The organism is Kitasatospora sp. NBC_00240 (genome assembly GCF_026342405.1).
Lineage (GTDB): Bacteria > Actinomycetota > Actinomycetes > Streptomycetales > Streptomycetaceae > Kitasatospora.
Genome location: NZ_JAPEMU010000001.1, coordinates 7969328 through 7981324, shown reverse-complemented (window position 1 = coordinate 7981324; position 11997 = coordinate 7969328). Strand labels below are relative to the sequence as shown.

At 70.8% G+C, this 11997-nt stretch carries 9 protein-coding genes; 5 read left to right on the top strand and 4 right to left on the bottom strand.

Annotated elements, in window-relative coordinates; genetic code table 11:
- The first annotated feature begins 302 nt into the window (after positions 1 to 302).
- Positions 303 to 1328 (top strand): 6-phosphofructokinase, encoded by a 1026-nt coding sequence (locus tag OG689_RS34260; protein ID WP_191290804.1) that lies wholly within the window; start codon positions 303 to 305, stop codon positions 1326 to 1328.
- Positions 1329 to 1420: 92 nt separating this feature from the next.
- Here the strand turns inward: OG689_RS34260 and OG689_RS34255 are convergent, their stop codons facing one another.
- Positions 1421 to 2248, bottom strand: coding sequence for a tyrosinase family protein (locus OG689_RS34255; protein ID WP_266324833.1), 828 nt, complete (start codon positions 2246 to 2248; stop codon positions 1421 to 1423).
- Positions 2249 to 2297: 49 nt separating this feature from the next.
- On the bottom strand, positions 2298 to 2690 hold the full coding sequence (locus OG689_RS34250) for a tyrosinase cofactor (protein WP_266324831.1): 393 nt from the start codon (positions 2688 to 2690) through the stop codon (positions 2298 to 2300).
- 488 nt (positions 2691 to 3178) lie between these two features.
- Here OG689_RS34250 and OG689_RS34245 point away from each other — a divergent pair, with 488 nt between their 5' ends.
- Positions 3179 to 4183 (top strand): 2-hydroxyacid dehydrogenase, encoded by a 1005-nt coding sequence (locus OG689_RS34245; RefSeq protein ID WP_266324829.1) that lies wholly within the window; start codon positions 3179 to 3181, stop codon positions 4181 to 4183.
- A 224-nt stretch (positions 4184 to 4407) separates the two neighbouring features.
- Here OG689_RS34245 and OG689_RS34240 read toward each other — a convergent pair whose 3' ends face one another.
- The gene (locus OG689_RS34240; RefSeq protein ID WP_266324827.1) at positions 4408 to 4905 is read right to left on the bottom strand and encodes a GNAT family N-acetyltransferase; all 498 of its coding nucleotides are present in this window, start codon (positions 4903 to 4905) and stop codon (positions 4408 to 4410) included.
- Between the two features lie 645 nt (positions 4906 to 5550).
- Between OG689_RS34240 and OG689_RS34235 the strand changes: the two genes are divergently transcribed.
- Together OG689_RS34235 and OG689_RS34230 are read left to right on the top strand one after the other, a co-directional pair.
- Positions 5551 to 9285, top strand: a complete 3735-nt coding sequence (locus OG689_RS34235) for a S8 family serine peptidase (RefSeq protein ID WP_266324825.1) — start codon at positions 5551 to 5553, stop codon at positions 9283 to 9285.
- Entirely contained in the window at positions 9282 to 10460 is a 1179-nt protein-coding gene (locus tag OG689_RS34230) for a helix-turn-helix domain-containing protein (RefSeq protein ID WP_266324823.1), read from the top strand. The genes OG689_RS34235 and OG689_RS34230 overlap by 4 nt, the downstream gene beginning before the upstream one ends.
- Before the next feature lie 252 nt (positions 10461 to 10712).
- On the opposite strand, the gene OG689_RS34225 is transcribed toward OG689_RS34230, so the two are convergent.
- A complete protein-coding gene (locus OG689_RS34225; protein ID WP_266324821.1) occupies positions 10713 to 11096 on the bottom strand; it encodes a hypothetical protein in 384 nt (127 codons plus the stop codon).
- 342 nt (positions 11097 to 11438) lie between these two features.
- Here OG689_RS34225 and OG689_RS34220 point away from each other — a divergent pair, with 342 nt between their 5' ends.
- The gene (locus tag OG689_RS34220) at positions 11439 to 11846 is read left to right on the top strand and encodes a DUF3224 domain-containing protein (protein ID WP_266324819.1); all 408 of its coding nucleotides are present in this window, start codon (positions 11439 to 11441) and stop codon (positions 11844 to 11846) included.
- Positions 11847 to 11997: the final 151 nt, after the last annotated feature.

Sequence of the window (11997 nt, the reverse complement as noted above, 5' to 3'; positions counted from 1 at the left end):
AGATAATCGAATACGTACGACAATAGGAACGCTGGCCGCACACCCTCCTCGGCAGCCGGCTGCATTCCACGGCAGCGCCGACGGCGCCGCTGCCGTGTCGGTTCCTGTCCGGCCGGACACAGGGGCCCGCTATATGCTCGACCTCATGGTCGGATCCGAGCAGAAATGTTCGATCCGATCAGCGCTTCACCCCACGGTCATCTCCACGCCACCCCGGCGCGGGAGCGGGCCGCTACGGTGTCGGCGTGGTCCCAGCCTGGTGGTCCGGCCGTTCCTCGGTTCTGCTCGGGAGTTGCAAAGCAATGCGTATTGGTGTGCTGACCAGCGGCGGTGACTGCCCCGGCCTGAACGCTGTGATCCGCTCAGTGGTCCACCGGGGGGTGGTCGACCACGGCGACGAGATCATCGGTTTCCAGGACGGCTGGCGCGGACTTCTGGAGGGCGTCCACCGCCCCCTGACGCTCGACTCGGTGAGCGGCATCCTCGCCCAGGGCGGGACGATCCTCGGCTCCTCGCGGGTCCAGCCCAGCCACCTGCGCGACGGCGTGGAGCGCGCCAAGAAGTACTGCGAGGACCTCGGGATCGACGCGGTCATCCCGATCGGCGGCGAGGGCACCCTCAAGGCCGCCAAGCTGATGAGCGACGGCGGGCTGCCGGTGGTCGGCGTGCCGAAGACCATCGACAACGACATCGCCTGCACCGACGTCACCTTCGGCTTCGACACGGCCGTCTCGGTCGCCACCGACGCCCTCGACCGGCTGAAGACCACCGCCGAGTCGCACCAGCGCGTCATGGTGGTCGAGCTCATGGGCCGGCACACCGGCTGGATCGCCCTGCACGCGGGCATGGCCGCCGGCGCCCACGCCATCGTGGTGCCCGAGCGCCCCTTCCACATCGACCGGCTGACCGAGGTCGTCCGCGAGCGCTTCGACCGCAACAAGAAGTTCGCGATCGTGGTCTGCGCCGAGGGCGCCAAGCCCGAGCCCGGCACCATGCACTGGGAGGAGGGCGTCAAGGACATCTACGGTCACGAGCGCTTCACCGGTGTCGCCAACCAGCTCTCCCGCGAGCTTGAGCACCGCCTCGGCAAGGAGGCCAAGCCGGTCATCCTCGGCCACACCCAGCGCGGCGGCACCCCCACCGCCTACGACCGGGTGCTCGCCACCCGCTTCGGCTGGCACGCCGTCGAGGCCGTCCACAAGGGCGCCTTCGGCCACATCACCGCCCTCCAGGGCACCGCGATCAACCTGGTGCCGCTGGCCGAGGCGGTCGCCGAGCTGAAGACCGTCCCGGCCGAGCGCTACCTGGAGGCCGAGACCGTCATCTGACGGCAGGCACGTCCACGTCCACACGGCTGCGGCCCCGGGTGCTCACCCGGGGCCGCAGCCGTTCCCCGGGCGCGCGCCCCGGGAGTCCGGCCTCAGAAGCCGGTGTCGTACGTGTAGTGGCGGGTGTGGTCGAGCATGTCCGCGGGGGTGGTGTCGTTCCACGGCTTCATGGTCTCGCCGAGGTCGACCACGTTCGCGGTGCCGGCCGCGGGCAGGTACCCCTGCCCGGGGTGGCGGCGCTGCCACTCGGCCCACAGCTTGTCGATGAAGCAGTGGTGCAGCCAGAACACCGGGTCGTTGGGCGACATGCCGGTGGTCATGTGACCGCCCACCCACACGTGCACCCGGTTGTGCAGGTTGACCCCGCGCCAGCCCTCCAGATTGTTGCGGAAGCCCTCCGAGGAGCTGTTCCAGGGCGCGGCGTCGTAGGTCTGGATCGCCAGCACGGACTCCGCCTCCGCCCGGGTCGGCAGCGCGGCGACCGCGCTGCCCAGTGCACGCCGCAGGTAGGTCCGGCTGTCCGGGCGCACGTTCAGCGTCCACCCGCCGGCGCCGAAGGCGAACGGGCCGGTGGTCACCTGGCCGTCGCTGCTGCGGCCGTTGCCGCCCAGGAACGCGGCGTCCCAGATCGAGGCGGTGGCGGTGCGGTCGGCCGTCCAGTCCCAGTAGGGCAGGGTGACGTTCGGGTCCACGCTCTGCAGGGCCTGCTCGAACTGCAGCAGGAACCTGCGGTGCCAGGGCAGGAAGGACGGCGACCGGTGGCCGACCCGCTCCCCGTTGTCGGTGTCGCTGATGATGAACGCGTTGTGCGTGCTGACGAAGGCGTCGTAGCGCCCGGCCCGCTTGAGCGCGAGCACGGCGCCCACGAAGTCCCGCTTCTCCTTGGCCGTCAGGCTCGCCTGGTTCTTACGGACTGCCATGAGTCCCCCTCGGTACGAATCGATACGTTGACATGCGGAGCTGCGGACGTCAGGCGAGCGGGACGAGCGTGGCGCCCTGGAGCTCCTGCACGGCGGCGCGGGCGAGCGAGCGCGGCGTGGGGTACGTCTGATAGTGGTTGACGACGCTGATCCAGGTGCCGTCGGCGTTGCGCATCATGTGCAGCTCCTCGCCGTCCACCAGCACGGTGTAGCCGGCGGTGTGGTGGTGACCGCCGCCCTGCACCGGCCGGCCCTGGATCCGGCGGCCCTTGAAGACCTCGTCGAACTCGTCGGACGCCTCCGGGCCGGCGGCGGTGGCCTGCCCCCCGGCAGGTCCGGTGACGCCGAGCACCACCGTGCCGGCCGCCGCCGTCAGGGCGACGGCCGCGCCCTGCAGCATGCGTCGTCGTGTCAGTTCCGAGGCATGGGTGACCTGGGACATGGATGGACCCCCTCCTACGCGCTCCCAGGGGTGGCGGGACACGCGCGGTGAAACGTGCTTGATCGATGGGCCGACGGAGTGTCAGATCCCGTCGGCGGCAGCCAGGCTGACGGGCCGCTCCCGGCGGAGTTCATGATCACTCCGCCTGTCCACATCCTCACAGGCCGTCCAGGGGCCGGGGAACGGCCGATCGGCGGGGTACCCGGGGTTGCCCTGATTTCCGGACAATCGGCACCGGAGGGCCGAATGCCGACCTGGGGGAAAATCTTCGGACTTTCCGGCATATCGGCCGATCGATGTGAGGATCTTGCACCGAAACGATCACCTGGTGAAGATCTTCCGGCCGGGCCGCGAAGCAGTGACGGCCCTCACCCGCCACGGATGGCGCGATGCCGCGGCCCGGGCCCGCGCGCCGCACGGCGACCCGTCCACCGCGGGCCGTTAGCGTGGCCGGTGGCACCAGACCACGACCGGAAGGTACCGACCCCATGGAGATCCTCGCCTACGGCGTGCAGGCCGACGAGCGGCCGCTGCTGGCCGCAGCCTTCGAGGGCCGCCACGCCCTGCGCAGCCTGGACGTGTTCCTCAACCACGACACCGCCCCGCTCGCCGTCGGCCACCCGGTGGTCAGCAGCAGCGTCAACGACGTCCTGGACGCCGAGACCCTCGCGGTCCTCGCCGCCGGCGGCACCAAGCTGATCGCCCAGCGCTCCACCGGCTTCAACAACATCGACCTGGACGCCGCTGCCGAGCTGGGCCTCACGGTGGCCCGGGTCTCCTACTACAGCCCTTTCGCCGTTGCTGAACACGCGTGGACCCTCGCGCTGGCCGTCAACCGCCGGCTGGTCCGGGCCGCCGGCCGCTCCCGCGAGTTCGACTTCCGCCTCGACGGGCTGATGGGGCGCGACATCCACGGCATGACCGTCGGCGTGGTCGGCACCGGCAAGATCGGCGAATGCTTCACCCGGATCGCGCACGGCTTCGGCACCCAGCTGCTGGGCTGGGACATCGCACCCAACCCGCACTGCCTGGACCTCGGCATGGAGTACGTCGAGCGTGAGGAACTGCTCGCCCGCAGCGACCTGATCAGCCTGCACGTGCCGCTGCTCCCCGCCACCCACCACCTGATCGACGCCGACGCCCTCGCCGTCATGAAGGACGACGCCATCCTGGTCAACTCCAGCCGGGGCGGCCTGGTCGACACCGCCGCCCTGGTCGAGACCCTGCGCTCCGGCCGGCTCTCCGGGGTCGGCCTGGACGTCTACGAGGAGGAGACCGGCGTCTTCTTCTTCGACCGCTCGGTGGAGGGGATCGACGACGACGTGCTGGCCCGGCTGATGACCTTCCCCCAGGTGCTGGTCACCTCGCACCAGGCGTACTTCACCCGGACGGCGGTCGGCCAGATCATCGAGGCCACCCGGCAGAACGTCGAGGACTTCGCCGCGGGACGCGCCGGCGAGAACACCCTGGTGCCGGCGCCCGGGAAGGCCTGAGACCGGCGGGAGCGCAGAGCCGACCGTCCACGGCCGCGAAGTCCCGTCGCACACGCGAGGTCTCCGCAATCACGACGGTGCCGGCCAGGCACCCCGACGTCCTCGCAGCCCAGCGCCGCGAACCCGCCCGCATCCGCAGCGAGAAGGGCATCCGCCGGGGCGGACACCCCCTCGCTGCCGCAGCCTGACCAAGTGAGGGATCCCGCCGTGCCCGGATGTGGAGATCAGACAGCGGCCAGCCTCTTCGCCATGACCCGCTCCCGGCCGACGCCATCGGGCAGAAGATCGCCGGGCTCACCCGTGTCCGTGAAACCGCGCCGCTCATAGAGCGCGGTTGCCTTGCGGTTGTCCGGCATGACGGACAACCGCAGCGTCGTGGCACCGCGCTCCACCGCCCACCGCTCGACCGCCTGGATCAGGCAGTCACCCACACCCTTGCCCCGAGCCGTGGGGTTGACCCACATCGAGATCAACTCCACCTTCTCCGCTCCCTCGCCGGGCACTCCGCTGGCCATGCCCACCGGAAGGCCGTCGAGGAGCGCGACGAGATCGTGCGCGCCGGGAACGGACAGGCGGGCACGCCAGCGTTCCTCCCGGTCGCCGGATCCCTGCCACTGGGCCAGTGTCGATCCGAACGCGTAGGGCGCCTCAGCAAGCGCAGCCAGTCGCAACTCCCGCCAAAGGGGCCAGTCGTCCGATTCCAAGGTGCGTAGTTCAAGCATGATCCAGACCCTGCCCGCCCGCCGGGGCGGGCAGCAAGTCGATTACCACCATGCAAACGAGGTCGTTCAGCCCTGCGCCCAACCGAAACCGGGGAGCAACGGTGACTCGCGCACCCGCAGACCACGAGACCCCGGTGAACCTGTCCGGCCACGGCACCAGCGGATTATTCGTCAGCCGACCCGCCGAGGTGCCCAGTTGGCATCGAGCGGCATCGCGTCGAGGCTCTCGTTGTGCACCCGAGTCGGTATGCAGACGTTGTGCGGTCCGGGCGGACAGAGAGGGCCCGCGTAGGTGCTCCGGTTAGGGGCCGTAGTCCCGACCGCGGAGACAGCCGAATCAACTCCATCTCACCGGGCTTGAGTTCACGTCGCGCCACGCCGGCGTTCGGTCGGCCCGGAGGCCACACCGACGCCGAACCGACTGCATTGATCACGCTCCGGACTGGGCCTGGTGGAGTCAAGGCCGTCACTGGGCGGCGAGCGGACGCCAAGAGCTTCGCGCTGAAACCGCTGACTCAATACCCACGCGCGAATGTGTGACTTTGCCTGGATTCGCGAGGTTCACGGCTGACAAGTCCGTGCCATGGCAAGGACTTGCCTTCGTCAGGCATTCACGTCGGCGTTACCGGCCGATAGACCCATGGCATGTTCTCCCCTTCACTATCTTCCGCCTTCCGCCGCAGGCGCCGGCAACTGATCTCGGCCGCCACCGCGGTGCCGCTGCTGGCGTCGGGACTCGCGGTTCTGCCAACGCCCGCACACGCCGCTCCGAGCAGGCCCGCCGTTCCCGCCAAGCCATCGGCGACCCACAAGGTCACCCTGGTCACCGGCGACGTCGTCACCGTCACCGCGATGGCCGACGGCAAGCAGACCGCCCAGGTCGACCGGCCGGACAGCGCCGTCGGCGGCGTAAAGATCCAGGAGGTCAAGGGTGACCTGTTCGTCATCCCGGACGAGGCGGCGCCGCTGCTGGGAGCGGACAAGCTGGACCGGCGGCTGTTCAACGTCAGCGACCTGATCGAGATGGGCTACGACGACGCGAAGTCGGCCGCGGTACCGCTGATCGCGACGTACACCCAGCCGACGTCCCGCTCGGCCGTCGAGCCTGCGGCCCCCCGCGGCAGCAAGCTGACCCGCGACCTCAAGGGCATCCGCGGTGCCGCGCTCAGCACCGAGAAGCGCGAGGCCCGCGCCTTCTGGAACACCGTCGCGCCGCAGGGCAGCGCGACGTTGGGCGCGGGTGTGGCGAAGCTGTGGCTCGACGGGCGGGTGAAGGCCAGCCTGAAGGAGAGCGTGCCGCTGATCGGCGCGCCCGAGGCCTGGGCGGCCGGGTACACCGGCAAGGGTGTCAAGGTCGCGCTGCTCGACACCGGCATCGACGTCAACCACCCCGACTTCGCCGGCCGGATCGACGGCACGGTCAGCTTCGTGCCGGGTGAGGCCTTCTCCGACCTCAACGGGCACGGCACGCATGTGGCGAGCACGATCGTCGGCTCGGGCGCGGCCTCCGGCGGCGACTACAAGGGCGTCGCCCCCGGCGCCGACCTGATCGTCGGCAAGGTGCTCGGCGGCGCGGAGGGCTACGGCCAGGACTCCTGGGTCATGGCCGGTATGCAGTGGGCCGCCGAGTCCGGTGCGGACGTCGTCAACATGAGCCTCGGCGACTCCTACCCGACGGACGGCAGCGACCCGATGTCGCAGACGGTCGACGCGCTGTCCGCGCAGTACGGCACGCTGTTCGTCATCGCCGCCGGTAACGCGGGTCCGGAGAGCATCTCCTCTCCGGGCGCGGCCGCCTCGGCGCTGACCGTGGCCGCCACGGACAAGCAGGACCGGCTCGCGTCCTTCTCCAGCACCGGCCCGCTGGCCTACTCCGGCGGCATGAAGCCGGACATCGCGGCGCCCGGCGTGGACATCACCGCGGCCCGCTCACAGGAGATGACCGACGGCGGCCAGGGCCTCTACCGCACCATCAGCGGCACCTCGATGGCCACCCCGCACGTGGTCGGCGCGGCAGCGATCCTGGCCCAGCAGCACCCGGACTGGACCGGCGCGCAGCTCAAGGAACACCTGATGAGCACCGCGAAGGGTCTGGACGGCGGGTACTCGCCGTACGACGTCGGCACCGGCCGTCTCGACGTGGCCGCCGCGGTGCGCACCACGGTCCGCGGGACCGGATCCCTCTTCTTCGGCAACTACACGTGGCCGCACGAGCCGAGCGACGTCGCCGTCACGAAGGACCTGACCTTCACCAACTCCGGTTCCGCCGACGTCACGCTGACCCTGACCCTGACCAACGACGACGGCTCGTTCACGCTGGGAGCCACCACCGTGACCGTCCCGGCGGGCGGCGCCACCGCCGTCCCGGTGACCGGTGACCCGCGAACCACCTCGGCAGGCCGGCACGTCGGCTACGTCATAGCCGCCGACGCGGCCACGGGGAAGCCGGTGACCCGCACCTCCGTGGCGCTCGTCAAGGAGGAGGAGCGCTACGACCTGAACATCAAGCTGGTCGGCCGCGACGGCAAGCCCGCCGCCGGGCAGGTAGCGATCAACCTGGCCGGCGACCTCTGGCCGTGGTCGGTCTACGTCGACGGCTCGACCACCATGCGCATGGCACCGGGCCGGTACACCGTCGCGGCGTACCTCGACGTGGCCGGCGAGCAGGCGGACCGCTCGGGTCTGGCCGTGCTGGTCGACCCGGAGACCGTGCTCAAGGAAGGCTCCGCCGACGTGGTGCTCGACGCGAGCAAGGCGCGCTTGCTGCAGACCGAGGCGCCGCAGCGCACCGAGGACCGCCAGCGCAAGGTCGACTTCAACGTCCACTACAAGGGCCTCGACCCGTTCATGGACTATCGCAGCGCATACGTGCTGCCGGCGTCGTACGACGACGTCTACGTCGCGCCGACGGAGCCGATGACACAGGGCGAGTTCATGCTGATCACCCGCTGGCGCAAGGGTGAGCCGCTACTCGGTCTGAGCACGCCGGGAGACCGGCTCCGCTTCGAGACGCTGGTGCAGGCAGGCAGCGCCCTGGGCACCGCCACGGACACGCTGAAGGCCGTCTACGCGGGCAGCGGCGCGGCTGCCGATTACGAGAAGGTCAAGGCAAAGGGCAAGGTCGTCGTCATCGAGCGCAGCGACGCGGTCCCGCCGCAGGAGCGCACCGAGGCCGCGGTCGCGGCCGGTGCGAAGGCGCTGATCGTGGTCAACGACGGGGTGGGCGCCCTGATGGAGTACGTCGGCGAGTCGACCATCCCGGTCGCCACCGTGCACCGCGACGCGGGCAAGAGCCTCATCGCCATGGCCAGGGCCGGCCACCTCATGCTGACCGCGAAGCAGACCGAGTACACGTCCTTCGTCTACGACCTGACCCGGGACTACCCCGGCCAGGTGCCGGACCGGGCCCTGGTCTACAAGCCGGCCGAGGGTGACCTCGCCCGGATCGATGCCCGCTACTACTCGGCCACGGACGGCGGGTCGGCGGAAGGCTACCGGTCCGACTTCACCCTCAGCCCGTCGTTCAACTTCCCCGATCGTGAGTGGCATCCGGGCACCCGCACCGAATGGGTGACCCCGGGCCAGGTATGGAGGGAGTTCCACGCGCAGGGCGTCGACGGGAACTCGCCGTGGGTGATGGTGTCGGGCGACAACACGTACGCCAAGGGCAGCGCCACCCGTCTGGCCTGGTTCGCTCCGGCGATCAGGCCCGGCCAGGGCGAGGCCTTCGGCGTGTACAACTCCCGCTGGCAGAACTACATGACCTGGAACGTGCAGGCATGGGCCTCCGCCAGCGACAACATGCGGCTGGGCGGATTCCTGCAATGGGGTGAGACGCCGACCCACCTGCAGGTCTTCCAGGGCGACACGCTGATCCACGACAACCCGAACAGCACGGACATGCAGTGGGTCGAGGTCCCTGCGGGCAACCTGCCCTACCGGGCCGTCCTCGACGCGGAACGGCCCGGTGAAGCCTTCCGGTTGTCGACGCGCACCCACACCGAGTGGACGTTCATGTCCGACACCGTCGACTCGGACGACTTCAAGCCGTTCTCGGTCCTGAACCTGGACTACAAGCTGGAGTCGGACCTGCACGGCGACGTCAAGGCCAACGCGACCCAGCAGATCGCACTCAAGCCGGTGTCAATGGACCTCGGCACCGTGCCGGGCACCGTCACCACGGTGAAGCTGGACGTCTCGTACGACGACGGCGCCACCTGGCAGAAGGTGACCCTGGCCAAGGGCGCCGACGGCTACTGGACGGGTTCGTTCAGGACGGCCAAGAAGCCCGGCGGCTTCATCTCGGTCCGCGCGAGCGCCGAGACGAACAGCGGTTTCAGCGTCAAGAACGAGATCATCCGGGCGTACGGCCTGCGATGACCCACACTGTCGAGCCCCGGGGAGGCAACTCCCCGGGGCTCTTCCCCTCCCGCCTGCCCCCAGTAGGGACTGTTCAGGGCCTGCCACCATGGCGCATACTCTTCCCGCTGCAAGCAGAAGAGAGTCGGTCGCCGATGCTGGATGTTCTGGGCCTCGAAGCCGATGACGAGCGCGTCTACCGAGCGCTGCTCGGACGGCCGCACTCCACCGCGACGTCACTGTCGGATCTGCTCGTTCTCTCACCGGCCGACGTGGACCAGGCACTGTCCCGCCTGGTCGGATGGGGACTGGTGACCAGGTCGACGGATGAACGGTTCACCGCCGCGCCGCCGGCGATGGCGCTCGGCGCCCTCATCGGCCAGCGCCGAGACGGACTGCGCATGGCCGAGCATGCCCTGGTGACCTTCGCCGAGGAACACCGGGCGGCGATGACCGGGAACAGCATCAGCGATCTGATCGAGGTGGTCACGGGCGTCGACGCCATCCGCCATCGCTTCCTCCAGGTGCAGCAGGCAGCCCGCACGCAGGTCCGCAGCTTCATCACCGCACCCTTCGTCGCCCTGCCGCCCGACGAGAACACGGCCGAGCCCGTGGCCATCGGCCGCGGCGTGCAGTTCCGGGCGGTACTGGACCGGGCCGTGCTCGCGGAGCCGGGCATCATCGACGATGCGATCGATTCACTGCGCAACGGCGTGCAGTTGCGAGTTGCCGACCAGCTGCCGATGAAGCTCGTACTGGCCGACGCCGACCTCGGCCTGGTCCCGTTCGCGGTCACACCGGACGGCGAGCCGGGCGCCGTGCTGTTGCACCGCAGCGGCCTGTTGGACGCGTTGGACGCGCTGTTCGAGACGGTATGGCACACCGCCCACCCGCTGGAGCTGTCGGTCACCGGCGGAGAGGCCGAAACCACCGTCGAACTCGGTGCGCAAGGCCCGACCGACCTGGACCGAAAGATCCTCGCGCTCCTGCTGGCCGGCCTGACCGACCCGACGGCCGCGACACAGCTCGGTCTTTCACCGCGCACGCTGCACCGACGCCTGCGCCACCTCATGGACATAGCCGGAGTTCGGACCCGGATGCAGCTCGGCGGTTACGCCGTCCGACACGGGTGGGTGCATCCACACTACTTCGACACCGGCACCGTGCGGCAGCCGGCCGACCACGCACAACTGTAGGACGGCGCGGCCACCCTGCCGAAGCGACAGCACAGGCTCCGGCAGGAAGCCTCGCACGGGAAACGATCCTGCCCCCTGGGAAGAGGTCTTCAGTGACCTTCGCCGCTCCGCACCGCCCTGACCCCGGCGCAGCTGCGTGAGGCGCTCGCCGACGACGGGAACCCGCGTCCCCGCGACCGTCCGGTAGCCCTTGTCGCCCGGACCAGCGGCCCGGCCCGCGCGTAGTCCCGACCGCTGCGCGCGGCCGGGCCGCTAGGACGGGTCGGCGGGGTCGTCCGGCCGCAGGAGACCGGCGACCGACAGGGCGCCCCAGCCGACCGAGAGCACGACGGCCATCGCCCGGTGCCGGCGCCGGGGCAGGGCGGTGGCGAGCAGCGCCGCGTCACCGAAGTCGGAGGCGATCCGGATCAGCGTCGCGGTGCGCAGGCTGTGGTCGTCCGGGGCCAGCAGCATCGCGAGGCCGCAGGCTGCGTCCCGGAACGCGAGCGGCCGGACGCAGGCGGCCACCGCCGGCGGCACCTCGCCGTCCGGGCCGGTCAGCCCGGACGGCCTCGCCAGCAGGGCGGGCCGGCGGGTCACGGCGAGGCCGTAGAGGGCGGTGGCGGCGCCGGTCAGTCGCAGCAGCGGACGGTTCATGGGGCCTCCCTGGCTCGGGCTGGTCGGCCGCGGACCGGCCGCCGTCTGTTCGGAGCGGCTCCCCGGCGTGGATGGGGCCGTCGGCCCCGGTGGGCGCCGGCCGCCCCGACCGAGCCTCGCACCCCACTGCCCGGGGCCGCATCCGGACGGCCGCGCCCGCGTCCGGGGTGGCGGGCGCGTCCAAGATGGCGGGCGCGTCCAAGATGGCGGGCGCGTCCAAGATGGCGGGCGCGTCCAAGATGGCGGGCGCGTCCGGGGTGGCGGGCCCGGCAGCAGCCGGGCGGCACGCCCGATGTCCGGCGGCGGGCCCGACTGTCGGACCCCGACCGTACGATCGGCGCCATGAGAGCCTCAGGAACGTTCAGCGTGAAGAGCTTCGTCCCGACCGAGCTGGTGCCCTCCCCCGCCGTGCCCACCGGCGTGCCGGTGGGGGTCGCGACGATGGAGAAGCAGTTCGAGGGCGAGGTCGACGGCCGTTCGGCGACGCTGTTCACCGCCGCCTTCGACCAGACGACCGGGGTCGGCACCTACCTGGCCATGGAGTCCTTCGAGGGCTCGCTGAACGGCCGGCACGGCGCCTTCAACTTCGCCCACTCGGCCACCACCGGCGGCACCGACCGCAACAACGAGTTCTTCGTCCTGGTGCCCTCCAGCGGTACCGGGGAGCTGGCCGGGATCACCGGCGGCGGCGGGCTCACGGTCGAGGCGGACGGCACCCACCGGATCTGGTTCGACTACGAGATCGGCTGAGCCGGCCGCGGGCGGTCCGCAGGGCGTGCGGCCCGGTCGTCCACCGGCCGTCCACCGGCCGCCTGCCCGGTCCGTCCACCCGGTCCGCCCGTCGCCCGGCACGCCGTGCCGGGGGCGGGTGCGGGCCGGGTGTAAGCCACGCCTAGGCTGT

Bases quoted from the DNA above. Each gene is read 5' to 3' on its own strand.
- OG689_RS34230 (WP_266324823.1), top strand. From the start codon at position 9,282: ATGACCCACACTGTCGAGCCCCGGGGAGGCAACTCCCCGGGGCTCTTC.
- OG689_RS34225 (WP_266324821.1), bottom strand. From the start codon at position 11,096: ATGAACCGTCCGCTGCTGCGACTGACCGGCGCCGCCACCGCCCTCTAC.
- OG689_RS34250 (WP_266324831.1), bottom strand. From the start codon at position 2,690: ATGTCCCAGGTCACCCATGCCTCGGAACTGACACGACGACGCATGCTG.
- OG689_RS34235 (WP_266324825.1), top strand. From the start codon at position 5,551: ATGTTCTCCCCTTCACTATCTTCCGCCTTCCGCCGCAGGCGCCGGCAA.
- OG689_RS34255 (WP_266324833.1), bottom strand. From the start codon at position 2,248: ATGGCAGTCCGTAAGAACCAGGCGAGCCTGACGGCCAAGGAGAAGCGG.
- OG689_RS34260 (WP_191290804.1), top strand. From the start codon at position 303: ATGCGTATTGGTGTGCTGACCAGCGGCGGTGACTGCCCCGGCCTGAAC.
- OG689_RS34245 (WP_266324829.1), top strand. From the start codon at position 3,179: ATGGAGATCCTCGCCTACGGCGTGCAGGCCGACGAGCGGCCGCTGCTG.
- OG689_RS34220 (WP_266324819.1), top strand. From the start codon at position 11,439: ATGAGAGCCTCAGGAACGTTCAGCGTGAAGAGCTTCGTCCCGACCGAG.
- OG689_RS34240 (WP_266324827.1), bottom strand. From the start codon at position 4,905: ATGCTTGAACTACGCACCTTGGAATCGGACGACTGGCCCCTTTGGCGG.